This is a genomic window from Acidipropionibacterium jensenii, assembly GCF_005890135.1.
GTDB classification, from domain to species: domain Bacteria; phylum Actinomycetota; class Actinomycetes; order Propionibacteriales; family Propionibacteriaceae; genus Acidipropionibacterium; species Acidipropionibacterium jensenii.
This window is the reverse complement of sequence record NZ_CP040635.1, coordinates 2,471,319-2,495,915: the sequence shown is the minus strand read 5'-3', so window position 1 is coordinate 2,495,915 and position 24,597 is coordinate 2,471,319. Positions and strand designations below refer to the sequence as shown.

At 68.2% G+C, this 24,597-nt stretch carries 19 protein-coding genes; 11 read left to right on the top strand and 8 right to left on the bottom strand.

Features of this window, described 5'->3' with window-relative positions; translation table 11 throughout:
• Positions 1-37 precede the first annotated feature (37 nt).
• Positions 38-835: a polyprenol monophosphomannose synthase gene (locus tag FEZ32_RS11150; protein ID WP_028702462.1), complete on the top strand. Its 798-nt coding sequence runs from the start codon at positions 38-40 to the stop codon at positions 833-835.
• A gap of 171 nt (positions 836-1,006) precedes the next feature.
• Here the strand turns inward: FEZ32_RS11150 and FEZ32_RS11145 are convergent, their stop codons facing one another.
• Both FEZ32_RS11145 and FEZ32_RS11140 read right to left on the bottom strand, forming a co-directional pair.
• Positions 1,007-1,336, bottom strand: coding sequence for an RNA polymerase-binding protein RbpA (locus tag FEZ32_RS11145; RefSeq protein WP_028702461.1), 330 nt, complete (start codon positions 1,334-1,336; stop codon positions 1,007-1,009).
• Positions 1,337-1,467: 131 nt separating this feature from the next.
• Positions 1,468-2,247, bottom strand: coding sequence for a glycerophosphodiester phosphodiesterase family protein (locus FEZ32_RS11140; RefSeq protein ID WP_175415781.1), 780 nt, complete (start codon positions 2,245-2,247; stop codon positions 1,468-1,470).
• A gap of 18 nt (positions 2,248-2,265) precedes the next feature.
• Between FEZ32_RS11140 and pdxY the strand changes: the two genes are divergently transcribed.
• Positions 2,266-3,162, top strand: coding sequence for a pyridoxal kinase (gene pdxY / locus FEZ32_RS11135; protein ID WP_051238131.1), 897 nt, complete (start codon positions 2,266-2,268; stop codon positions 3,160-3,162).
• Here pdxY and FEZ32_RS11130 read toward each other — a convergent pair.
• Positions 3,099-4,628, bottom strand: coding sequence for a helix-turn-helix domain-containing protein (locus FEZ32_RS11130; protein WP_036980882.1), 1,530 nt, complete (start codon positions 4,626-4,628; stop codon positions 3,099-3,101). The genes pdxY and FEZ32_RS11130 overlap by 64 nt on opposite strands.
• 171 nt (positions 4,629-4,799) lie before the next feature.
• On the opposite strand from FEZ32_RS11130, the gene lpdA reads away from it, so the two are divergent.
• From lpdA to FEZ32_RS11115, 3 genes are all read left to right on the top strand, one after another.
• Positions 4,800-6,203, top strand: a complete 1,404-nt coding sequence (gene lpdA, locus FEZ32_RS11125) for a dihydrolipoyl dehydrogenase (RefSeq protein WP_138680616.1) — start codon at positions 4,800-4,802, stop codon at positions 6,201-6,203.
• Positions 6,203-6,694, top strand: coding sequence for a hypothetical protein (locus FEZ32_RS11120; RefSeq protein WP_138680615.1), 492 nt, complete (start codon positions 6,203-6,205; stop codon positions 6,692-6,694). Before lpdA ends, FEZ32_RS11120 begins: the two co-directional genes overlap by 1 nt.
• Positions 6,695-6,965: 271 nt before the next feature.
• Positions 6,966-8,483: an amino acid permease gene (locus FEZ32_RS11115; protein WP_028702456.1), complete on the top strand. Its 1,518-nt coding sequence runs from the start codon at positions 6,966-6,968 to the stop codon at positions 8,481-8,483.
• Between the two features lie 213 nt (positions 8,484-8,696).
• Here the strand turns inward: FEZ32_RS11115 and FEZ32_RS11110 are convergent, their stop codons facing one another.
• From FEZ32_RS11110 to arfB, 4 genes are all read right to left on the bottom strand, one after another.
• Complete coding sequence (locus FEZ32_RS11110) at positions 8,697-10,751, bottom strand: glycosyl hydrolase (RefSeq protein WP_084149242.1); 2,055 nt, start codon at positions 10,749-10,751, stop codon at positions 8,697-8,699.
• Positions 10,748-11,488, bottom strand: coding sequence for an HlyD family secretion protein (locus FEZ32_RS11105; protein ID WP_097827987.1), 741 nt, complete (start codon positions 11,486-11,488; stop codon positions 10,748-10,750). Before FEZ32_RS11105 ends, FEZ32_RS11110 begins: the two co-directional genes overlap by 4 nt.
• Positions 11,485-13,347, bottom strand: coding sequence for a glycosyltransferase family 2 protein (locus FEZ32_RS11100; protein ID WP_138680614.1), 1,863 nt, complete (start codon positions 13,345-13,347; stop codon positions 11,485-11,487). The genes FEZ32_RS11105 and FEZ32_RS11100 overlap by 4 nt, the downstream gene beginning before the upstream one ends.
• A gap of 192 nt (positions 13,348-13,539) precedes the next feature.
• Positions 13,540-13,980: an alternative ribosome rescue aminoacyl-tRNA hydrolase ArfB gene (gene arfB / locus FEZ32_RS11095; protein ID WP_051238128.1), complete on the bottom strand. Its 441-nt coding sequence runs from the start codon at positions 13,978-13,980 to the stop codon at positions 13,540-13,542.
• A gap of 118 nt (positions 13,981-14,098) precedes the next feature.
• Between arfB and FEZ32_RS11090 the strand changes: the two genes are divergently transcribed.
• The 3 genes from FEZ32_RS11090 to FEZ32_RS11080 all read left to right on the top strand — a co-directional run bounded on the left by FEZ32_RS11090 (position 14,099) and on the right by FEZ32_RS11080 (position 18,265).
• Positions 14,099-15,244: a PAC2 family protein gene (locus FEZ32_RS11090; RefSeq protein WP_217496598.1), complete on the top strand. Its 1,146-nt coding sequence runs from the start codon at positions 14,099-14,101 to the stop codon at positions 15,242-15,244.
• An 86-nt stretch (positions 15,245-15,330) separates the two neighbouring features.
• Positions 15,331-16,854 (top strand): Hsp70 family protein, encoded by a 1,524-nt coding sequence (locus FEZ32_RS11085; RefSeq protein WP_097798775.1) that lies wholly within the window; start codon positions 15,331-15,333, stop codon positions 16,852-16,854.
• Between the two features lie 31 nt (positions 16,855-16,885).
• Positions 16,886-18,265 (top strand): MBL fold metallo-hydrolase RNA specificity domain-containing protein, encoded by a 1,380-nt coding sequence (locus tag FEZ32_RS11080; RefSeq protein ID WP_097798774.1) that lies wholly within the window; start codon positions 16,886-16,888, stop codon positions 18,263-18,265.
• A 7-nt stretch (positions 18,266-18,272) separates the two neighbouring features.
• Here the strand turns inward: FEZ32_RS11080 and FEZ32_RS11075 are convergent, their stop codons facing one another.
• Positions 18,273-21,677, bottom strand: a complete 3,405-nt coding sequence (locus tag FEZ32_RS11075; RefSeq protein WP_138680613.1) for a PPi-type phosphoenolpyruvate carboxykinase family protein — start codon at positions 21,675-21,677, stop codon at positions 18,273-18,275.
• Positions 21,678-21,771: 94 nt separating this feature from the next.
• On the opposite strand from FEZ32_RS11075, the gene FEZ32_RS11070 reads away from it, so the two are divergent.
• From FEZ32_RS11070 to FEZ32_RS11060, 3 genes are read left to right on the top strand one after another with little or no spacing between them, the layout of a single operon-like run.
• Positions 21,772-22,431 carry an IMPACT family protein gene (locus FEZ32_RS11070; protein ID WP_244937863.1) on the top strand — a complete coding sequence of 220 codons (660 nt, stop codon included), beginning with the start codon at positions 21,772-21,774 and terminating at the stop codon, positions 22,429-22,431.
• A gap of 27 nt (positions 22,432-22,458) precedes the next feature.
• The gene (locus FEZ32_RS11065; RefSeq protein WP_138680611.1) at positions 22,459-23,661 is read left to right on the top strand and encodes a glycoside hydrolase family 3 N-terminal domain-containing protein; all 1,203 of its coding nucleotides are present in this window, start codon (positions 22,459-22,461) and stop codon (positions 23,659-23,661) included.
• Positions 23,662-23,671: 10 nt separating this feature from the next.
• Positions 23,672-24,583, top strand: a complete 912-nt coding sequence (locus tag FEZ32_RS11060; protein ID WP_097798770.1) for a diacylglycerol/lipid kinase family protein — start codon at positions 23,672-23,674, stop codon at positions 24,581-24,583.
• The last annotated feature ends 14 nt before the right edge of the window (positions 24,584-24,597 follow it).

Genomic DNA, 24,597 nt, shown 5'->3' with positions numbered 1-24,597 from the left:
TGGGCCGGACCTGGCCCGGGAGAGGATCGGAACGTCAATGCCCACCAGCGAGGACGAGGTGACCAACTCGCGGGTCATCGTCATCATTCCCACCTACAACGAGGCCGAGAACATCGAGACGATCACCGGTCGGGTGAGGCGGGCGAACCCCGACGTCGAGGTGCTCGTCGCCGATGACAACTCACCGGACGGCACCGGCCAGATCGCCGATCGCCTGGCCGAGACCGACGATCACATCCACGTCCTGCACCGGCGCGGCAAGGAGGGTCTGGGGGCGGCCTACCTGGCCGGCTTCCGATGGGGGCTGGACGCCGGCTTCGACGTCCTGGTCGAGATGGACGCCGACGGGTCCCACCAGCCCGAGGAGCTGCCTGCCCTGCTGGCCGCCCTGGACCACGCCGATATGGTCAAGGGGTCCCGCTACGTGCCCGGCGGCCGGGTGGTCAACTGGCCGAAGTACCGCGAGCTGATCTCCCGGGGCGGCGGCGTGTGGACCCGGCTGATGCTCGGCATCAAGGTCAAGGACCCGACCGGAGGGTTCAACGCCTTCCGCGCCCACACCCTGCGCACCATCGGAATGGACGACGTCGCCTCGGCCGGCTACTGCTTCCAGCTCGACCTCACCTGGCGGGTGCTCAAGAGCGGGATGACGGTGGCCGAGGTGCCCATCGACTTCGTCGAGCGCGAGTACGGCAACTCCAAGATGAGCCGGGCGATCGTGGTGGAGGCGCTGATCCGCACCACCCTGTGGGGGGTGGACTACCGGACCCGACAGCTCTCCGGAGCTCTGGCCGGGGTGCGCCGACGGCTGACCGGCAGGTCCGGTGAGCACTGACGGCCCGGCGTCGACAGGCGGCCCCGAGAAGCACTGCACCGGCATGCACTGCACCGCCATGCACTGGGCCGTCATGCGTCTTGCACTGCACCACATGGCGGGAGGGCGCCGTCCGTGATGGACGACGCCCTCCCGTGACTCGGTCCGGGACCCGATAACGGGCCGCCGGACTCACTCCTTGCGGATCTCCTCGAGCCTCTCCTTGAGCAGTTCCTCCAACTCGGGGATGGAACGGCGCTCGGTCAGCATGTCCCAGTGGGTGCGCTGGGGCTTCTCCTTCTTCTTCTCGGCTTTCGTCCCGTCGCTTCGGTGTGACTCGGCGCCACATCGCGGGCACTCCCAGACTCCGGGGAGTTCAGCCTCGACCGAGAAGGTGATCTCGAAGTGATGGCCGTTGGGGCAGTCGAAACCGATCTCCTGCCTCTCGGCCATCTCGACGCCTTCCTCGTCCTCGAAACTCTTGGACCCCAGACCCATGCCACGCAGTGCACGATCTGCCATGACTCCTCCTTCCGGACCTCCCGGATCGGTCAGTCTTCGCGACATCCATCATGACAGGCCCGGGCAACCCGTGGCGAGCACTTCGGACGGGCAGGGCCGTCGATGTCCCGGAGGACCCCCATCCCGGGGTCTCAGCCGACCAGTCCCCGTTCGGTCATCACATCGGCCAGATCCTCGATGGCGTCGGTGACGATGCCATCGACACCCATGTCGATGAGCCGGTTCATCTCGGCGCGGTCGTTGATGGTCCAGACGTGGACCGCCCGCCCCCTGGCATGGGCCGCGCGCAGGAAGGCCGGGGTCACCAGCGGTACCTGGAGACCGGCGATCCGGGTGCGGACCGGCATCTGGAAGGCCACTCCGGCCGGCGGGAGCACCCGGCTTACCACCCGGCCGATCGCCGACCAGGCCACCCCGACCGGCCCGACGGCGGTGGCCACCTCGCGACCCATTAGTTGTCGGAAGCGGATCAACCGGTCGGAGCCGAAGGAGCCCACGCACACCCTCCTGGTGGCGTTGTGGCGCCGCAGCACCCCCACCAGCGGCTCGGTCGCCCCCGACTCCTTGATGTCGATGTTGACGAAGGTGTCGGGAAAGGCGTCGAGGACCTCGTCGAGGGTGGGAATCGGCTCGCCCCCGACGGTGGCGCGGCGGACCTGGGACAGCGGCAGCTCGCTGATCAGGCCGGTGGCCTCGGTCACCCGGTCCAGCCGGGAGTCGTGGAAGGCGACGAGCTGCCCGTCACGGGTGGCATGGACGTCGGTCTCGATGTGGGTGTAGCCCAGAGAGACCGCATTCCCGAAGGCCCGCAGGGTGTTCTCGTGGCCGATGTTGTCGGCCAGCAGGGACCCTCCCCGGTGCGCCAGGGCGGTGAATCGCTCCGCGAAGTAGGGATAGTCGCTGGCTCGCACTCCCATATTGTGACTCCCGTGAGCACCGTTCTGTCCATTCAGTCCCATGTGACCGTCGGATCGGTCGGCAACTCGGTGGCGGTCTTCGCCCTCCAGCGTCTGGGCGTGGAGACCTGGGGGCTGCCCACCGTGGTGCTGTCCAATGACAACGCCCGCCCGCACGTCGCCGGGCCGTCGCTGGGCGCCGACCAACTGCGCGCGATCGTCGACGCGATGGAGGCCAACGGGGTGCTCGGTCAGGTCGACGCGCTGCTCAGCGGATATCTCACCGCCGAGACCGCCGAGGTGATCTGGGAGACCGCCGACCGTCTCAGGGAGCTCAACCCGAAGGTGCTGTTCTGCTGCGACCCGGTGATGGGGGACAGCGGCACCGGCTTCTACGTGCCGCCCGAGGTGCGCGATTTCCTGGGCCGACGGGCTCCGGGCCGCGCCGACATCCTCACCCCGAACCTCTTCGAGCTGGAGGCCCTCACCGGGATGCGGCCCTCCTCGGTCCAGCAGGTGGTGGCGGCCGCCCGCACCCTGGTGGCGGCCGGCACCGCGACGGTGCTGGTGACCTCGGTGGCCGCCGCCGACCTGCCGGCCGACCAGGTGCACATGGTCGCGGTCACCGCCGAGAGCGCGGTCCTGGTCTCCACACCGGTCCTGGACGCCCACTTCGACGGGTCCGGGGATCTCACCGCGGCGGTCCTGCTGGCTCATCTGCTGGCGGGGGAGGAGCTGGCCGCCGCGCTGGGCGCCACCGCCGGGTCGGTGCACGCGGTGCTGGCCGAGACGGTGCGGCTGGGACGACAGGAGCTGGCCCTGGTCCAGGCCCAGGACCAGCTCGTCAGCGCCGAGCCGGCGCCGACTCAGTCGTTGAACACCTTGATGTCGGCTCCCAGTGCCCCCAGCCGGGCGGGCAGGTCCTCGTAGCCGCGGTTGATCATGTAGACGTCGCGCAGCTCGGTCTCCCCCTGGGCGGCCAGTGCGGCCAGCAGCAGACACACCGCCGGGCGCAGGGCCGGCGGGCAGATCAGCTCGCGTCCCCGCCAGCGGGTCGGCCCGACCACGATGAGTCGGTGCGGGTCGAGCAGCTGGACGTTCGCACCGAGCTTGCCGAGATCGACCAGGTGGATGGCCCGGTTCTCGTAGCACCAGTCGTGGATGAGGGTCTGCCCCTCGGCCTCGGCGGCGATCACCGCGAAGAAGGGCAGGTTGTCGATGTTGAGTCCGGGGAAGGGCATCGGGGCGATCTTGTCGGCGACGGCCTTCAGATGGCTCGGGCGCACCGTGATGTCGACCAGCCGGGTGTACCCGTTGTTGGACGGGTACTCCTCGCTGAGGGTGAAGTCCAGACCCATCTCGTGGAGGATGGCCAGCTCGATCTCGAGGAACTCGATGGGGCAGCGGGTGATCGACAGCTCGGACTTGGTGACCACCGCGGCGGTGATGAGGCTCATCGCCTCGATCGGGTCCTCGGAGGGGAAGTACTCGACGTCGCAGTTGATGTCGGCCACCCCGCGGATCCTCAGGGTGGTGGAGCCGATCCCCTCGATCTGGACGCCGAGCTTGGTGAGGAAGATGCACAGATCCTGGACCATGTAGTTCGGGCTGGCGTTGCGCAGCACGGTGAGGCTCGGCATCTGCGCGGCGGCCAGCAGCGCATTCTCGGTGACCGTGTCGCCGCGCTCGGTGAGGACGATGTGGCGCTCCTTGAGGGTGCGGTCGTGCACACGGGCCTGGTAGGCCCCCTCGGTGGCCACGACGTCCAGCCCGAAGGCGCGCAGCACCTGGAGGTGGGGTTCCACGGTGCGGGCGCCCAGGTTGCAGCCGCCGGCGTAGGGCAGCTTGAACTCGTCGTAGAAGTGCATCAGCGGGCCCAGGAACATCAGCACGCTGCGGGTGCGCCGGGCGGCCTCGACGTTCATGGCGTCCAGATCGAGCTCGGCGGGCCGGACCAGGGTGAGGTCCTTGCCGTCCTCGGACCAGTCGGCCTTCACACCGATGCTGGCCAGCACCTCGAGGATCCGGTTGACCTCCTCGATGTGGGCCAGGCCGCGCAGCACGGTGTGCCCGCGGTTGATGAGGCTGGCGCACAGCAGGGCGACCGCGGCGTTCTTGGAGGAGCGCACCTCGATACTGCCCGACAGGGTCTTGCCGCCCTGGATCCGGTAGTTCATCGAGGTCCCGGACTTCGGGGTGGAGATCAGCGGCGACTCCAGGGCCTCGGCGATCCGGTTGATGTAGTCGAGGGACAGGTTCTGGTGTCCCGCCTCGACCCGGTGGATGGCGCTCTGGGAGGTCTTGAGGAGATCCGCGAGCTGGGTCTGCGTCAGGCCGCGCTGCTTGCGGGCGTCACGGATGAGCCGTCCCACGGAGGCTGGGCTGAGGGTGTCCACGAGTAGTCCTTTCGCGATGCGATTGCCGGGAATATATCATATTCGAGATCGACAGTCCCCGGTCTCGGTGAGTGTGGCGCTCGGGGGGGGGAGAGCGCCGTTCGACGACGGCTGAAGTCACCGCGCCGCGTTCGGACTGACGACTTCGGAGCGGCCCGTTAGAGTGGCGCCATGACCTCACACTTCGACGTCGTTGTCCTTGGTGCCGGCCCCGGCGGCTATGTGGCAGCGATTCGCGCAGCACAGCTCGGCAAGAAGACCGCCATCATCGAGAAGGAGTACTGGGGCGGGGTGTGTCTCAACGTCGGCTGCATCCCGACCAAGTCCCTGCTTCGCAACGCCGAACTGGCCAACATCGTCACCCGCGAGGCCGACACCTTCGGGATCTCCGGTGAGGTCTCGGTGGACTACAAGAAGGCCTTCTCCCGCTCACGGGCGGTCTCCAAGCGGATGGTCAACGGCATCCACTTCCTCATGAAGAAGAACAAGATCACCGAGTTCAACGGGTGGGGGGAGTTCACCGGCCCCAGGACGGTGGTCGTCAAGGATGACGGCGGTGCGGTGAGCGAGGAGATCACCTTCGACAACTGCATCATCGCCGCCGGCTCTGTTGTCAAGACGCTGCGCGGCACCGAACTGTCCGAGCGGGTGGTCACCTACAAGGAGCAGATCCTCTCCGAGTCCGTCCCGCAGTCGATCGTGATCGCCGGCTCCGGGGCGATCGGCACCGAGTTCGCCTACGTGCTGGCCGCCTACGGCACCAAGGTCACCATCGTCGAGTTCCTCGACCGGATCGTCCCCAATGAGGACAAGGAGATCAGCGCCGAGCTCGCCAAGGCCTACAAGAAGCTCGGGGTGAGTGTTCTCACCTCCACCAAGGTCGACGCCATCGACGACTCGGGGGAGAAGGTCAAGGTCACCGTCTCGCCGGCTGCCGGGGGCCAGGCCCAGGTGCTGGAGACCGATCGGGTGCTCCAGGCCGTCGGCTTCGCCCCGCGCACCGAGGGATTCGGGCTGGATAAGACCGGGGTCACGCTCACCGACCGGGGCGCCATCGCCATCGACGAGTACATGCGCACCAATGTGCCGGGCATCTACGCGATCGGGGACTGCACCGCCAAGCTGATGCTCGCCCACACCGCGGAGGCTCAGGGGGTGGTGGCCGCCGAGACCATCGCGGGGGCCGAGACGATGCCGATCAACTACGACATGATCCCGCGCGCCACCTACTGCCAGCCCCAGATCGGGTCCTTCGGGTACACCGAGGCCCAGGCCAAGGAGAAGGGCTACGACGTCACGGTGAGCAAGTTCCCGTTCGCCGCCAACGGCAAGGCCTGGGGCCTGGGGGATGCCACCGGTTTCGTCAAGATCGTCGCCGACTCCCGGCACGGCGAGCTGCTGGGTGCCAGCCTGATCGGCCCCGACGTCTCCGAGCTGCTCCCGGAGCTGACCCTGGCGCAGCTGTGGGACATCACCGCCGAGGAGATCGGCCGCAACATTCACGCGCACCCGTCCCTGTCGGAGGCCCTCAAGGACGCCGCGGAAGGTATCGGCGGCCACATGATCAACTTCTGATGGTCGACTACTCCACCAGCAGGCCACTGCGCCCCGGACAGGGGCAGGTGGCGATGCTGAGGATCATCACGGCCACGGTGGCGATCGCCCTGGTGGTGATCGTCGGCGCCTCGTGGTTCGTCCTTGACAGACAATTCACAGGAAACCCGGTCCTGGGATGGGGCGCGGCCATCGCGGCGCCGGTCGTCTCTCTGGCTCTGTCGCGGGTGGTGGGGCTCATCAGCCCGGCGGTCAGGACCCCGGCCGACCTGGCAACGGCCTACGGAGCTCAGTTCTTCATGACGATGGCGGCCACCGAGGCGCCGGGAATCCTTCTGTTCGCGCTGGGATTCATCATGGAACTGTCGGCGGCCCAGGTCAGCCTCGGAATGGTGCTCACTGCCGCGGTGGTCTGGATCAGCCTGCGTCCGACCCGTCGCAGGGCCGAGGAGTTCGTCCGTCGCAAGCTGCCCGACGGGACCGACGCGCAGGCCTTCCTCGATCAGTTCTGAGCCCGGACCAGTTGTCCGATAAGCGACATTATGTCATTTCGCCGGGATTCGGCCATCCTCCGGGCCGGCTCGCGACGTCTCGGCATGCGGGCAGCACCGGGCCGGTATTCCAGTCGTAACGTGGCGGGCGTAGGTTCTCGACCCATCATGCGTGGTCCGCGCTGCGTGGTGACACGCAACGGTGCCGGTCTGGAAGCCGTCCCGCGACAAGGGACGGTTACCCGCCAGTCGGGCCGCAGACTCGAACAGTGGAACCGGAGAAGGAAGTCCCGTGAGTATCCTGCGAGTGAAATCGGTGGAACAGTCGATCCGCGACACCGAGGATCCAGAGCACAAGCTCAACAAGAATCTGACCTGGGTCGAACTGACGACCTTCGGAATCGGCGTCGTCATCGGCGCCGGAATCTTCACCATGACCGGCCGTGTCGCCCACTCGATGACGGGCCCGTCGATCATCATCAGCTTCCTGGTGGCCGCGGTGGCCTGCGGGTTGGCTGCCATGTGTTACGCCGAGTTCGCCTCCACCGTCCCGGTGGCCGGATCGGCCTACACCTTCTCCTACGCCTCGATGGGCGAGATCTTCGCCTGGATCATCGGCTGGGACCTCTTCCTGGAACTCTTCCTGGCCTCCTCCGTGGTGGCCCAGGGTTGGAGCGCGTACTGCACCGTGCTGCTCGGAGAGCTGGGCATCCACCTGCCACCCGAGATCGTCTCCGGAGGCCGCGTCGACCTGTTGGCGATGGGCATCATCGTCGTTCTGGGACTGCTGCTGCTCGGCGGCATCAAGGAGTCGATGCGCGTCAACACCGCTCTGGTGGCCCTCAAGCTGTTCGTCGTGCTGTTCGTGATCTTCGCCGGCATCGGCTACGTCCGGGCAGCGAACTTCCACCCCTTCATCCCGGCCAAGGCGCCGACCGAGAGCTCGGCCGCCGGACTCACCCAGCCGCTGCTGCAGTGGTTCACCGGTTCCCAGCCCACCGCCTTCGGCGCCTCGGGAATCGTCGCCGGAGCCGCCCTGGTGTTCTTCGCCTACATCGGCTTCGACGTGGTGGCCACCACCGCCGAGGAGGCCAAGAACCCCAAGCGCGACATCCCGTTGGGCATCCTCGGGTCCCTGGTGATCTGCACCATTCTCTACATCGCCATCTCCCTGGTGCTCATCGGAATGGTGCCCTACACCCAGCTGGATCCCAGCGCCTCCCTGGCCAAGGCCTTCACGATGGTCGGAAAGCCGTGGATGGCCGTCATCATCTCCGCCGGTGCGGTGGCCGGCCTCACCACGGTCGTGCTCACCATGATGGTCGGCGCCACCCGCGTCATCTTCGCGATGTCGCGCGACCACCTGCTGCCCCCGGCGCTGTCCAAGATCTCCCACAGGACCCGGGTCCCCTACGTCATCACCATCGTCGTGATGGTGGCCGACGGCCTGGCCGCGGCCCTGGTGCCCCCGGGCATCCTCGACGAGATGGTCAACATCGGCACTCTGCTGGCCTTCGTGATGGTCTCCATCGGCATCATCGTGCTGCGCAGGAAGCGTCCCGACCTGCCGCGCGCCTTCCGGGTGCCGCTGGTTCCGTTGATCCCGATCCTCTCGGCGCTGATCTGCTTCTACCTGATGCTCAATCTCTCGGTGGAGACCTGGATGCGGTTCCTCATCTGGATGGCCCTCGGACTGGTCATCTACTTCGTGTACTCGAAGAAGCACTCCCGGCTCAACGGCGGGGAGGAGCTGACCCAGGACATCGACACGCAGATGGCCGGGGTCGTCGAGGACAGCACGAAGGACTGATCGACTGCCCGTCCCGAGCATGGTTGTGGCCCCGTCCGTCGGACGGGGCCACAACCATGCTCGGGCCGGTTCGCCCGGGTCGCACTCTGTCGGATCCAGCTCCCCTGCCGAACTCGCCCGACACCGCCTCGGAGGGGCGGCCCCACCACCTTCGAGGCGCTCAGGACGGCGCGGCATCCAGCCCCGGGGCGGATTCCAGGAAGGGAGCAGGGATCACTTCAGACTGTAGAGGTAGGCGAGGATGTAGCTGCGGGTCAGCGAGTCGTCGATCGAGGTGAGGGACGCCGCCTGCCTGATCGCGGCGTCGCGCTGGGCACTGCCCTGCAGTGCCGAGTAGAGCAGCAGCAGGTCCCCGTAGGTCTGGCGGTACCCGCGCGAGCCGAGAGCCTCGGCGAGGTTGACCCGGACCCGTGCCGGATCGGACCCCAGATAGCCCGAGGAGGGGTTCATCGGGATGAGCAGGATGGCCAGGGCCGCGGCCGGCTCGGGTGAGAACCAGGTCGCGTAGTCGCGCTTGCCACCCCAGACCAGCGGGGTGATGCTGTGGTTGAACCCCTTGTAGACCGGATCCTTGGTGTCGAAGTTCGTCCAGTAGGCCAGCGAGGAGGCGCTCTCCAGGGCCTGCATCCAGGTCGCCTCCCCCGCCAGCTGGCTGTCCCCCGCCGCGCGCGCCCAGACACCCAGCCCCACCCAGGCGTTGACGGCCTCGCTGGCCGACTCCTGGTTGTTCCCGTCGGCGAAGGGAGAGGTCCCCGACGCCCAGGAGTGCGACACGTAGGGATCGAAGTTCCGACGCTGTGGGAAGGCGCCGGTGTCGGAGGGAGAGGCGATGTCGGCGGCGAGCAGGGTCATCACCGGACGCAGCTTCTCCACCAGGGACGGGTCGTCGGCGGCCATCACCCCGGCCGCGTACAGGAGGTATCCGTAGTGGAAGTGGTGGTCGTTGAACTGCTCGGAGCCGAAGGAGTGGGTGAGCCCGACAATGCCCTTGTTCGTGCGGTCGTAGTAGAAGCACAGGCTCGTCCTGCCACCGCATCCAGCGGGGTTCGCCCACTGGTTCAACTGGGCGACGATCCGGGTGCGCAGGGCGGTCGCCGAGGAGGTCGCGCCGATCTGCTTGGCGATCGTGTAGAGCTGGGCATCCCGGTAGAGCGCCTTGCCGCCGAAGTAGGTGTCGGCCGGGTAGGGCTTGAAGGCCTGGACGTCGGCATCGACCTGCTTGCGCAGGGTCGCACGACGGGTGTCGTCCAGCCCGGACAGGTCCAACTGGGCGGTCGCCGGTCGGGTCGGGGTCGTCCAACTCATCGCGGTCCCCCGGCACAGCTTCAGGGTTCCCAGGATGCTGCGGTAGCGGCCCAGGTCACAGCTCTGACCGGCGACCAGGCCCGCCTGCTGGTGCGGCAGGGCCACGATCCCGGTCGGTGAGCCGTTCTGGGTGGTGTAGGACAGACGAGTGGTCGCGGTGCTGCCCGACAGCGTGTACGACGACGCGGTGGCCTTCAGCGGGCTGGCGGCGAGGGCTGCCATGGTGGCGGCGTCCCCGCCCTCCGGCATGACGTAGAAGGTGGCGTGACCGCGGTCGGGCACCGTCACGGTGCCTCCCGACACCGAGACCCCCTCCGAACCGGTCAGGCCGTATCGGTCCTCACCGGCCTGGACCGCCCACGGTGAGCCCGACCCGGCGAAGGGCAGGTTCGTGGTGATCTGGCGCTGCCCGGCCGCCGTGAAGGTGATGAAGGGGGATCCCTGGGCGATCGTCACCGTGCCGATCGGCGATCCGCCCTTCCGGCCGGTGAACGTCACCGACATCTCGTCATAGCGGGTCACCTGCCAGGAGTCGGCGCCGGCACCGACCTGGATCGACGGGCGGTAGCCGCCCATGATCGTCTTGTCCGAGCTGGTGATCACCGGCAGTCCGAAGGAGAATCCCGCCCCGGACAGCCCGAAGGACATCGGCAGCGGGAAGACCGGTTGGGCGGTGCCGCCGAAGACCAGGCCGGAGAACCACTTGTTGGTCGGCGGTGTGAGCCCGCTCGCCAGCCGGGCGGGCTTCAGATCTGCCCCCGCCTGGCTGCCGATGCTGCTCACCAGCGGCTTGATCTTGGCCGCGCTCAGGGCGGTGACGCCGTTGGCCGAGCTGGCCGAGGCTCCCGAACCGCTGGAGGAGGGAGACGGTGAGGGGGTGGAGCCGCTGCAGGCGGACAGGGCCATTGCGAATGCCAGAGCCGGTGTGGCGACGCGCATCAGATGTCGTGATGATCTCGTCATCGCAGTCCGATCTTGGTGAGGAAGGTCATCAGGGCGTCGGTCGGACCGGCCAGGATGCCGTCATCGCGAAGACTCACGATCGCGGTCACCGGGCTGCCGAGCCGGGCCATCGCCTGGTACTTGGGGTTGACCAGATCGGGGCACGAGATCGAGATCTTGGTGCTGGTGCGCGACCCGGCGCTGGTGGTCACCTCGATGTCGGTGGTGGTGCCCACCAGCATGGTGTTGTCGGGCAGCATCACCTTGACCGGCGCGCCGACCTCGACGCGCTGGTACTGGGTGGGGTCGAGCTCGAAGACCCCGACGACGCTGCGGTCACCGTCTCCGACCACAGATGCGATCTGGCCACCGGCCGCCAGGTAGCTGCCGACGTGGGCGGTCAGTCCGGAGATGTATCCGTCGATGGCCGCCTTGTAGGTGATGGTGGAGGCCTTGATGTCGACATCGAAGGCGATATTGCTGGTGGGACGGGCGCCCAGGGCGACGGCCTGCTGGAGATCCTGGCTGGCGGTCACCAGGAGGACCTCTCCCTTGTTCACCCGCTTGCCGTTGCTGACCTTAAGCGAGGTGACGACGCCGCTGTAGGCCACTCCGACTGTGGCGACCGGGGCCTGTACCTCCGCCTGACGACTGTCGACCTGCGACTGCCGCTGATTGAACAGCAGGATGAGGGAGCAGCTGATGGCGATCACCACGATGAGACCGATGATGAGTTTGACTCGGTTGATGGCGGTCATGGGGTCTCTCCTCTTCTCGGCAGGCGTGAGGACCTGGGTGCCCGTTTCCCGCGGGCCATGGGTTGCGCGACAGCCGGGGTGTCCGGCCACTCGATGGACGACGGGTCTCCGGTACTGGCGACGGTTCCGATGGAGTCGCGGGCGTCCTCGATCTGCGAGCGGTCGAGGACCGGGACGAGGGTGACGCCGCGACGCGGCGCCGGTTGATCGACGCGGGCGCCGGCGGCGGCCGGCGCCACCGATCGCCCGGCCCGGATCGACTCCTGGACGCCGATCCACAGGAAGGCGATCAGGGCGATGCAGTTGACGGTCAGCCAGACGGTGGCGATGTTGAGGAAGCCCAGCCGGACATCCCGCCAGATCGAGGTCGCCAGGGCGAGGACCACCGCGACGAAGATCAGTACCTGGGGAATCATGTAGTTGAATGCTGCGCCCCGCCTCCTCCGCGTCGCGCCGGTCACCGACCAGGCCTGATCGATACCCACCAGGGCGTTGAAGAGGGCCTTGGCGTAGATCGGGAAGGAGCACACCGACAGCACCATCACCTCCCACCGGAATCGACCCAGCACCACCGAGGCGAGCACGATCTGCATGATGTAGAACCCGCCGTAGAAGAGCAGCCACTGCCACCAGGTGACGGAGAGATTCATCGGGTGCAGGTCGAAGAAGATCTCCAGCAGGGGCACCGTCATCAACAGACCGGGGGTGATACCGAGCAGGTAGAAGGTCGCTGTGACGAAGTACATCAGCCGCTGGCTGGAGGTGAGCCGGTGGCGGGGACTGAACAGGTTGTGGGTGAACAGAATCTCGAAGCCCCCGGTGGCCCAGCGGAGCTGCTGCTTGCTGTAGGCCTCGATGGTCTCGGGGGCATCCCCGATCGCGACGGTGATGGGCGTGTACACCGATCGCCACCCGCTCTCGTGGAGCATCAGCGAGGTCCAGACGTCCTCGGACTTCGACCCGGTGTACATGCCCCCGATCTCCAGGACGGCGGATCGCCTGAACATGACATTGGTACCGACGCAGAATGCCGCGTTGAACTGATTGCGGCCGGTCTGGATGTAGCGGTAGAACATCGTCTGCATGTATCCGGCCCCACGCGACAGGATGTTGTGCATGTTCCCGTAGGTCTGAGGGGTCTGGACGAAGGCCACCCGGTCGTCGACCATGAACGGCAGGGTCTCCTCGATGAGGTTCGGCCGGGGGACGAAGTCGGCGTCGAGGATGATGAAGAACTCGCTCTTGGCCACCGTCAGCGCGTTGTTGACGTTTCCGGCCTTCGCACCGGTGTGGGTGAGCCGACGGATGTAGTGGCACCCCCGTCTGCTGGCGAGGTCGCGCACCTCGTCGGAGTCGCCGTCATCGAGAATGTAGGTGGAGTGGAGACCGCGCACCTCCAGGGCGGCCTGCACCGTGCGCTCGATCACCGGAACGGGCTCCCCGTAGACGGTGATGAGGATGTCGACGTCGGCCTGCCTGCCGGAGAACATGATCGGCCACTGGGAGGGATCCTCGGGCTCGGCGCAGGTCGTCTCGATGATGACGGGGTCGAACATGTACTGGCGGGCGAAATGATAGGAGAAGGGGCGCGCCCCGCGCATGCCTGAGATGATGATCCACATCGCCATCAGCGCGTGGAAGATGAGGACCGTCTCGGCGATGATCACGATGGAGTACGGCAGCACGTCTCCCCTGTTGGAGGGATTCAGCAGAAATCCCGCATAGGCCAGGATCCCGCCCGTCGCGACCAGCGTCACCAGCTGCATCACCGGGGAGTACATGTGGTGATTTCTCTCGCGGTCCGACGCGAGAGCGTCCGCTGTGTCCTCCCCCAACCTCATGTCGAACTCGGTTGTCATCGCATTCCTCTCGTCGGCTCTGGGTCAGACTGTAGTTGCTGAGGACTTGGCGGGGACGGTCGCGCCGCGAGACGCCGCCAATCCGCGTCGTCGCTCGATGTTGACAACGTTAAGCGCGAGCCGTTACGTACCAGTTACGGTCGGCTTCCAGGATGTTGACACCGGACCCGTCCGGTGGTGGCGACCGCCCCCTCACCAGTCGGTGGGCGGTCTCCGGTCGGCCTTGGTGCGCGACCGACGTCTCTTGTCCTCCAGTCGACGTCGCCTGGATCCGCGGGTGGGCCTCGAGCGTCTTCGGGACCGCACCGGGCGGGCGGCCGCACTCAGCATCTCCGCCATGCGCTGCCGGGCGGCCCGTCGGTTGGCCAGCTGCTCGCGGTACTGGGAGGCCGCCACGGTGAGGACGCCGGCCACCAACCGCTTCGACAGACCGGTGAGAATCCTCTGCCGCAACGCCTCGGGAATGTCGGGGCAGCCGGCAACATCCAGGCTCAGCTCCACTCGCGACGATGAGGTGTTGACTCCCTGGCCACCGGGACCCGAGCTGTGCGAGAACCGCTCGGAGAGATGGGACTCCCCCACGCCGAACCCCCCTCGGGGGTCCTGCGCCACCGTGACCCACAGCCCGTCCATACCCGCCAATGTACGGGGTTCATGGTTCCGTCACAGATCCGTCTGGTGGAATATCACTCGTGGACCTGCTGTTTCGGAACCTGTGGCCCGAACGCGTGCTGCACACTGAGGAGGCATCATGAGCGACGAGGACGAGCTGTTCAGCTGGAGCCCCGACGTCGATCCCAGCGCACTGGATGTGTCGACTCTCATCATGACCCTGGGGGCGTTCATCGACGCCGGTCACGCCCAGCACCTGCTGCGCCAGAGCCTGCTGTCGGAGCTGGCTCATCGACCCCTGGGGCAGTTCTCCCTCGACGAGATCCTCGACCATCGCGACTCCCGGCCGCCCATCATCTTCGATGAGAACCACTTCGAGGGGTACGAGACCCCGACGATCACCCTGCACGAGGTGACCGATGAGCTGGAACAGCACTTCCTACTGCTGGACGGTCCGGAACCGGCACTGCGCTGGGAGGGGATGGCCAGAGCCATCGAGCGGATCATCAGGCAGACAGACGTGCGGCTGAGCATCGTCACCCAGTCGATCCCGATGGCCGCCCCGCACACCCGTCCGGTCCAGGTGACCAGGTGGGCGAGCCGGCCCGAGCTCATCCTCGGGGAGGAGTCCCCCTTCGGGAAGATCCAGATGCCGGCCTCCTTCCCCGCGATGCTGTCCCAGCGGCTGGCCGAGCACGACCACGACGTGCTGGGGCTGGCGGCCCACGTGCCGCACTACCTGTCGGATCTCGACTATCCCGATGCGGCACGCGGTCTGCTCGACGCGATCCGCAAGACCACCGGCCTCGCCCTGCCCAGCCACGCCCTGGCGATGGCGGCCGGAGTGGTTCGCGCCCAGATCTCCAACCAGGTGGACAACTCCGAGGAGCTCTCGGCGATGGTCCACAACCTGGAGGAGCAGTACGACAGCCAGAACGGGCAGCGCGAGATCGAGTCGAAGCACGTCGTGCTGCCCAGTGCCGACGACATCGGTGCTGAGGCGGAGGCCTTCCTGCGCGCGATGGACACCGACTCCGACAGCCCTTCCGAGACAGAGGACGCCGAGAGCACAGGGGACGCCGAGAGCACAGGGGACGCCGAGAGCACAGGGGACGCCGGCACCGCCGGGACCACCGGGGGCACCGCCCAGCGGGGCGAGGTAGGGACACCCGAGGACCGTCACGACGACGAGCCCTCCACCGGCGCCGGCCCCTCGGCCGAGGCGTCCGGCCAGGACGAGGGCCCCTACCGCCCCCGCCACGGCGACGACTCCTGGCACAGCTGAGCCCCTCGGATCCGCACCGCCGCGGTCCGGCCGACACGTCCTGAACCTGCCGGCCGGACCGGACGCGGCGGACTAGGCTCGGCCCCATGGATCTCGGCATTGACCTTGGGACCACCCACACAGTGGTCGCGTCCGTGGACCGTGGCAACTACCCCGTGATGTCCTTTCAGGACGAGGACGGGGACTCCCACGACCACATCCCCAGCCTCACGGCCTTGGTGGACGGTCAGATGGTGCACGGTTTCGCTGCGGCCGCCGCCATGGTTGCGGGCCGCCCCGGCATCCGATCGGTCAAGCGCGCTCTGGCCAACCCGGCGGTGACCTTCGCCACCCCGGTGCACATCGGCGACACCGCCGTGCCGATCGGCGAGCTGCTCACCTCCTACCTGCGCCATGTCATCGATCAGATCCACCTCAACGGGGCGGACGGGGAGCTGCGGGTGGTGGTCGGGGTCCCGGCCCATGCCCACACCGGTCAGCGGTTCGTCACCATCGAGGCGTTCAAGGCGGCCGGGTTCACCGTGCTGGGCATGGTCAACGAACCCTCCGCCGCCGGACTCGAGTACTCGCTGCGCCAGTCGCGGACCCTCAACTCCCGGCGGACCCGGGTGATCATCTACGACCTGGGCGGGGGCACCTTCGACGCCTCCCTGGTCGACATGTCGGGCACCAGCGGCGAGGTGATCGACTCCGTGGGCCTCAACGACCTGGGAGGCGACGATTTCGATCGTGTCCTGGCCGATCTGGTGACCCCTCGGATCACCGGCGAGGTGCCCCCTCGAGACAGCCTGCTGGAGGCCTGCCGACTCGCGAAGGAGGGGATCCGCTCTCAGTCTCGCAATGCCCTGGTCGACCTTCCCGACGAGACGGTCCGGATTCCGGTCGCCGAGTTCGAACAGGCCTGCCATCCACTGGTGGACCGCAGCCTGTCGGTGATGGAACCGCTCAGCAAGCTCCTGCAGTCCGATCCCGCCAAGTCCGACGTCGCCGGGATCGACATGGTTGGCGGGTCCACCTCGCTTCCTCTGGTGCCCCGGCTGGTCCGCGAGCTGTTCGGCCGACGGGTCCACCGCTCCCCCAATCCCACCGCCTCCACCGCCATCGGGCTGGCGATCGCCGCCGATCCGACCTCCCCGCACAGCATCCGCGACCGGCTGTCGCGCGGATTCGGCGTCTTCCGGGAGACGAACTGGGGCCAGGAACTGGCCTTCGACGTGCTGGCCGACCAGAACCTGCGGCTCGACTCCCCCACCACCATCACCCGCCGCTACCAGTCCCGTCACAACATCGGGGTCTACCGGTTCGTCGAGTTCTCCCGGACCGACGCCGACGGCACCCCCCGCGGGGACCTGAGTCCCTTCGCCGAGATCGTCGTGCCGTTGGACGAGGGTCTGCAGAGATCCGGGGCCCCGATCGACAAGGCGCAGGTGCACCCGGTGGACCAGGGTCACTGGGTGGAGGAGACCTACACCATCGATTCCTCCGGGATGGTCGGGGCGGCGATCACCGACCTGGACACCGGCTGGAGCGTCTCCACCACGATGGGACGCGACCGCCCGGTCATCCTGCCGCCCAGCGCCCGGCGGGTCCCGGTTCCGCCAGCCGGCTGACAGCGCCGCCGAGGGCGGGCACAGTGGTGTCATGAGTACACCAGTGACATTGACCTTCCTCGGTGCCGCGGGAACAGTCACCGGGTCAAAATTCCTTCTCAGCCGCGCCGGCCAGCACCTGCTGGTCGACGCCGGCATGTTCCAGGGCCTGAAGACCCTGCGACTGCGCAACCGGGCGCCCTTCATGATGGACCCGGCACGGATCGGCGAGGTGCTGGTGACCCACGCCCACGCCGATCACACCGGGTATCTGCCCGCCCTGGTCAAGCTCGGGTTCCGCGGGCCGATCCGCGCCACCCGCCCCACCCTGGAACTGGCCGAGATCGTGCTCCGCGACTCCGCCTACCTCCAGGAGCTGGCCACCACCGACGCCATCAGGGGCCGGTACTCCCGCCACACCAGTCCGACCCCGCTCTACGACTCCTCCGATGTCGAACGCACGCTGCCGCTGTTCAGACCAGTCCCGCTGGGCCAGGACGTCCAGGTCGGACGCGACGCGGTGGCCCGCTGGACGCGGGCCGGCCACATCCTCGGATCGGCCAGCATCAATGTGGCCACCGACGACTCCTCCGTGTTGTTCTCCGGGGACCTGGGTCGGCCCACCCATCCGATCCTGCGACCGCGTCAGACTCCCCCACCGGCGCGCACCGTGGTGATGGAGTCCACCTACGGCGGCCGACTCCACCCCGAGCCGGCCGGCCCCGGTCACGAGGAGATGGCCGAGGCGGTGCGGCGCGCGGTGGCTGCCGGCGGCCAGGTCGTCATTCCCGCCTTTGCGGTGGACCGCACCGAGGGAGTGCTCCACGTGCTGGCCGACATGATGGCCGACGGGCGCATTCCGCAGGTCCCGGTGGTGGTCGACTCGCCGATGGCGCTGCGGGTCCTGGACGTCTACCGGGCCGAGCCCGGCGAACTGCTCCCCGGCGCCGGGATGGAGTGGCTCGACCAGATCCCCGATCTGCGGGAGACGCGCAGCGCCGCCGAGTCCAAGACCCTCAGCGGTCGTCGCGAACCGATGATCATCGTCTCCAGCTCGGGGATGTGCGAGGGCGGCCGGGTCCTGCACCACCTGGCTCGGCTGCTCCCCGACCCGCGCAACGCGGTGGTCCTCACCGGCTACCAGGCGGTCGGGACCCGCGGCAGCGACCTGTCCGAGGGGGCCCGCCGGATCAAACTGTTCGGCCGCTACGTCAAGGTCGGAGCCCGGGTGGTCAGCGACGACGAGTTCTCGGTGCACGCCGACGCCGACGACCTGATCGGCTGGCTGCGCGACCTGGGTCGCGAACCTGAGACGATCTATCTGGTCCACGGCGAGAAGGAGTCCGCCCTGGCGCTGCAGGACCGGATCCACCAGGAACTCGGGTGGACCGCGGTGGTGCCCCGTGCCGACGAGGTGGTCAGGGTGGACTGACTCCCGGTCAGAACCGGAAGTCGACCTGCCGTCCCAGGGTGCCGACCAGCAGCTGACGGTACTGGGGAGAGGTCACCTTCTGGTGGGAGGCCCTCACCTCCGCCACCCGGTCGGCGGCGCCGATCTCGGCGGCGGCGGTCCCGTTGCGCGGATCGTCGATGAACTCCTGGAGATGAGCCAGCGCGGCCTCGGACCGTCTGATGTCCTCGGCCTGCTTGGCATCCAGCCGGGCGGCGTACCAGTCGGAGGCCAGCACGGACTCGCGGGTGAACATCTGGCGCAGCTCTGCCGATCCCAGGGTCAGCCCCTCCGAGGACCTGCCCTCGGCCATGATCTCCAGCAGGGCACGGATCGGCGGCACCGCCATCGCCACCGTCTGGTCGTCGAAGTACGCCCTGGCCACCCTGGCATGGGTGGCGGCGATGGTGCGCACCGAGTCTGCGAAGACCTGCTCGTCCTGGAGTTCGGGACGCAGCATCTCGGGGGTGAAGATCGTGTCGGGATGCAGGAAGATCCGGCCGAAGTACATCGTCATGAACTTCTCGGTCATCCGGTAGCCCAGCCGCGAGGCGAGGATCGTCTCCCCCTGGTACTGGTAGTCCTCCAGCTTCTCCAGGTAGCCGCCGGCGATGAGCGTCCGGGCGTCCCTCTCGGTGGGCGACATCCGGGAGAACAGCTCGGGAATGAGCAGAGAGATGTCGTGGGCCACCTGAACCTTCGGGCCGATGCAGCCGGCCGAGGAGAGCCAGCCGTCGTATCCCGACAGCACGAAGGACAGGAATGACGCATTGAGGTCGAAGACCGCCGGCATCGCGTTGAAGGGCCCCTTGGTGAGGGCTCCCTCGGATCCCGCCCCGGTGGTGGAGGGGCTCTTGCCCGTCATCGAGGAGATGAACTCCATGAACAGCTCGGGCAGTTCCATGTAGTGCAGCGGGTTGTAGGAGCACAGCGCCGGGACGCGCTCCTCGGGCGGGTTGTTGCGCCGTCCCGCGGCCACCACGTCGACCGGCAGGAGAAGGGTTTCGTCGACCGGCCGGCGGTGGTACAGGTGGGAGGCGAGATCGGCGATCCGGGTCTGGCGGGGGTGCGAGATGTCGGGGCGGACCTGCAGGTAGCGCGGGTTCTTCGAGGCCACCCCGTCGATCAGCCGGGGGTTGGCACTGGAGACCACGTACTTGGGGCCGGCAGCGGGATCGGAGTCGGCGAACTCCGAGAGGAACCGGCGCATCGGCGTGGAGAACTGGCTGAAGGCCACCACATCGTCGCGCATCTCGCGGACGTCCTCGCGGGTCAGCGGCTGGTAGTTCGAGATGAACAGTCCGGTGCCGGACATGTCCCGCTCGGTCTGGCGGTCGTAGCCGCGGTGGATCGCATCGTCGGGGCGCTGGAAGAGCAGGGCCTCGCAGTTGGCGACCACCTTGCTCGACAGGTCTTCGGGGCCCACCGTCAGCCCCGCCGGCACCACGGCCGAGGCCGTCATGTCGTCCTCGGTCTGCACCTTGACGTCGGGTGCGTAGTCGTGTCGCAGGGTGAACAGCCGCCATGCCCCGCTCTCGTCGAAACCGACCCTCAGCATGTCGACGCGAATCTTCTCGCCGTCCAGGCGCACCATCGTGCCGTGTCTCCCATTGGTCGGTGAGACCGAGAAGTGGGACGCCCAGTTCGCCCCCCACTCCGGCTTGTAGTAGCGCTTGATGGTGAACACCAGCTCCTTGCGGAACTGCGGTATCGAGGACACCCAGGCGTTGTAGTCGTCGGTGAAGTCACGGGAGACGGTGAGCAGCTTGATGACCGAGCCCACCGACCTCTCGCGGGACAGGATGAGACGGTGGTCGGTCCCGGCCAGGGCGGGGTCGGCGAATCTCATCGAGTAGTCGCGGTGCAGGATCTGGTCGACCGCGGCCATGTCGGCGTCGAAGTCGGGGGTGTAGGCGCTGCCCGGGATGAAGGCGTCGGAGATCGCCTTGGAGATCTCCGACTTGCCGCCGCCGGAGACGGTGCACTGCTTGTGCAGGGTGGTGGAGGCACCGTCGACCAGGATCAGCGCCCACTGGTTGTCGATCTCCGAGTGCTCGATCCGGATCCGGGTCCCGGTGGTGGACAGGTACTCGTGGCCCACCCGCAACCGCAGCTCCTGCTCGACGCCCTCCCCGTCGGTCCACGCGACGGTCCCCTTGAGAAGGGAGAACCGGGCCTGCCCGGGCACGATGACCACGGCATCCAGCTCGTTGTCGCTGGCGTATCCCTCGGGGTGGCGGGTGAACCGGTTCGGATTGGCGGCCACCACCTCCTCGACGCTGGGATCACCGGGCTGGGACTCGGTGGTGTACTCCGCGCCCTCGTTGTAGGCGGTGTAGGCCCGGGCTCCTCCGGAGTGCTCCTCCTCGCTGATCCCGAAGAGGTTGGCGGAGTAGCCGATCTGGGTCTTGACCTCCTTCTTGCAGTAGCCGTAGTAGTTGTCGGCGATGATCGTCACGATCACCCCGGACTCGTCGCGGGCACACAGCTTGAAGGCCTTGCCCTCGTTGTAGCACTCCTCCTCGCTCGACCAGCACATCCCGTCGCGACGCTGGCGCTCGGTGGCCTGGTCGACGTGCGGCAGCCCGAGCTCCTTCTTGGTGAGCAGGCTCAGGTGCGGGGCGAGGATCACGCATCCGGTGTGGCCGGTCCAGGAGGTCGGGGCGAGGGCGGCGTCGTTGGCGGGCAGCAGCGGGTCCCCGGCGTTTCCGAAGATTCCCTCCACGAAGTCGAGGTTCGAGACCAGGCCGCCGGGGGTGAAGAACCTGGTCTCCATCCGACGCTCGGAGACCAGGCCGGGCACCTGTGGCACGACGATGGGTCGCATCAGCAGGGAGACATAGGTGTGCGCCTGGTGCTCCGGGTCCTGAGTGGCGCTGTAGGGCAGCAGGGTGTCGGCATCAGGGGCCTGGAAGGCGCGCTCCAGCATCAGGGCGAAGACTCTGGCGGGGACCGCCTTCTTGTCGTCGGGGACGGCCAGTCCCCCCTCGGCGATGTGGAACACCCCAGCTGTGGTGCGCCGGTCATGGCGCGGGTTGTGCAGCACGCCGTTGGCCACCCGGTAGCTCGACAGCAGCCCGGAGGAGAACTCGTCGGCGTCGACGGGCAGCGAGAAGGTGCGTGCCAGCCCGGCCTCGTCGAGCACCAGGGTGGTCTCGGGCAGCCGGGGGGAGACGTCGTCGACCCCCGCGGTCGCCAGGTAGCGGTTGATGAACCCCTGGATCCGACGGTCGGCCGGGCACAGCGCGTCGGGCAGTTCTCGTCGCAGCTCGCGCTGTCGCGCCAGTACCGGCGCGACGGCCTCGATGTCGGTCGACGCGCCGCCGCTGGGAAGCGGCAGACCGTTGATCGCAAGTCTCAGATTTGCAGCATTGAGCATCCTTGCTTCAGCCATGGCCCCATTCTGTAACAGCTCGCCGCCGAACGGAACATCCACGCGAAATCCACCGGAGAACAGCACTGCGCACCCGTGTGGCAGTGTTGTCCGGGTGGGGTACACCGTTCTGGCCGCCGGGACCGACCTCTGCCACCAGATCGAGGTGCGCAGGTCGGTCTTCCTCACCAGGCTGGTGCGGGTCGACGACGAGGACCGGGCCCGTGGGATCATCGCCGAGCAGCGCCGGGCCCACCATGACGCCCGCCACCACGTCAGCGCCTTCCTGATCGGGCCGGGCCGCGATGTGCAACGGTCCAGCGACGACGGGGAACCAGCCGGCACCGCCGGCATCCCCACCCTCCAGGAACTGATGCAGTACCGCGACGGGCGGTTGTCGGACGTCGTCGCCGTCACCACCCGCTGGTTCGGGGGGATCAAGCTGGGCGCCTCGGGACTGCTGCGCACCTACTCCGAGGCGGTCGGCCGGGCCCTGGACGAGGCCGCACTGACCCGCAGGGTCCGTCAGCAAAGGTTCACCACCACCCTTGCCATGGCCGATGCCGGCCGCGAGGAGGCCGTGCTGCGCGCGGCCGGGATTCCGGTGCTCGACCTGAGTTATCACGCCACGGGGGTCGATCTCACCGTCGGCCGCACCGCCGAGGAGGCAGCGGATCCTCGCCGGGGAGCAGCTGATCTGGGGGCGACGATGTCAGGCCTGCTGGGGCGCCCGGTCCGGTTGAGCCCCGCCGGATCATCCTGGCTGGACCTGTGAGCGGCTCCGGTGACTAGGTTTGGGGCCATGTCCATCTCTCGACGAGCACTACTGGTCTGCGGGGCACTGGCACCCACCCTGTCCGCATGCGCCGGTCGGGCACCGTCCGGGGCCGATCCGGTCACCGGATCGGCCCCGACCTCACGGTCCTCCTCACTGTCCTCAACGACGTCCCGGACGCCGGCCACCACCACGGCACGCCATCCCGGCACGCCCTCGGCCGCCTCTGCCTCAAGCACCCGCACCTCCGCCCGCCAGCCCGTGGCCGGACACTGCCTGATGGTGGGGCTGCCCGCCGGATCCGATCTGGACCGGGTCGCCACACTGGTCACCCGGCACCGGCTGGCGGGGGTCTTCATGCTGGGCCACTGGTCCTCGACCAGCGCGATCCGGGAGGCCACCTCCGCCATTCACCGGGCGGCCCGGGCCGCCGGCCTTCCGCGCGCGATCATCGCCGCGGACCAGGAGGGCGGGCTGGTCCACAACCTCACCTCCCCCGCGTTCACCCCGATGCCCTCGGCCGAGCGCCTCGGCGCCGGGGACCCGGCGGTCTGTCGCAGTCTGGCCAGGACCGCCGGATCGCAGATGCGACGGGCCGGCCTCAATCTCGTGCTGGCGCCGGTGGCTGACGTCGTCGACCCTCGGCTGGGCTCCGCCAATGCACCGATCGGGGCCCTGCACCGGGGGTACGGCACCAACCCCGACACCGTGGCCCGGTTCGTCACCGCGGCGGTCACCGGGTTCCGGCAGGGCGGGGTGGCCACCAGCGTCAAGCACTTCCCGGGTCTGGGAGCGGTGCGGGCCAACACCGATCTGGCGGTGGCCACCGACACCACCGCATCGGTGACATCGCCGGGGCTGAAGAGTTTCCGCGCCGGGATCGTCGCCGGCAGCCAGACCGTGATGGTCTCCTCGGCGGTCTACTCGAGGATCGATCCGGCACGGCCGGCCGTCTTCTCGACCGCCGTCGTGACAGACCTGCTGAGGGGCCGGCTCGGCTTCTCCGGGGTGGTGGTCTCCGACGATCTGGGTGCCGCCAGAGCGGTCGCCCAGGTGCCCGCCGCAGAGCGCGCACGGCGTTTCCTGGACGCCGGTGGGGATCTGGCGCTGTGCGCCGACCCCTCCCTGGTGCCGGCGATGGTCGAGGGACTGCGCGTCGACCGGAGTCCCGCCAGGGTGGCCAGGTCCGCCGCCCGGGTCGAGGCCCTCATCGGCCGACTGGCGGGATAGGGTCGAGAACATGGCCCCGAGCACCTCCACCGGACGGCTGGTCATCATCTACAACCCGCTCAAGGTCGACGACATCGACTCCCTCGAGCACACCGCCGAGGCGCTGTGCGCCGCACGCGGATGGCGCCATCCCGAGTGGATGGCCACCACCGCCGAGGACCACGGTTGCGGCAAGGCCCGTGATGCCGTGGCATCGGGGGTCGATCTGGTGTGCGTGCTCGGCGGCGACGGAACGGTGCGCGAGGTGGCCTCCGCGCTCGCTCGCACCGATGTCGCCCTGGGTGTTCTCGGGTTGGGCACCGGAAACCTGTTGGCGCGCAATCTCGGCCTGCCGCACAACGACTTCACCGCATCCCTGGCCGCCGTGCTCGACGGGTCCGAGCGCCGTGTCGACCTGGGCAGGGTGCGCTTCGACGAGGGTCCAGAGCGGTGCTTCACCGTCATCGTCGGGATGGGGCTCGACGCCGAGGCGCTGGCCGGCACCGAGCCGCGGACCAAGGACCGGATCGGCTGGCCGGCCTACATCCTGGCCGGGCTGTCCGTGCTGGCCCAACGGGGTTTCAGCGTGGAGACCACCGTCGAGGGAAAACGGCCGTTCACCAGCCGCTGCCGGATGGTGCTGGCCTGCAACTGCGGACTACTGCCCGGCGGCATCGAGCTGGTTCCCGAGGCGCAGATCGACGACGGCCATCTGGACCTGATGACCTTCTCCCCCTCGGGGCTGGTCGGTTGGGCGGCCGCCACCCTGTGGGCGGTCACCGCCCGGCGGCGCGGCCACCGGATCATCCGGCACGACCCGAGTCGCACCTGCCTGGTGAGGGCCGACCGTCCGGTGCTCACCGAGATCGACGGGGACCCGGTCGCCAGGGCGACCACCATGCGTGTCCGGGTCGACGTCGGGGCGCTGCTGGTGCGCGCCTGACGGCTTGCTGCGGT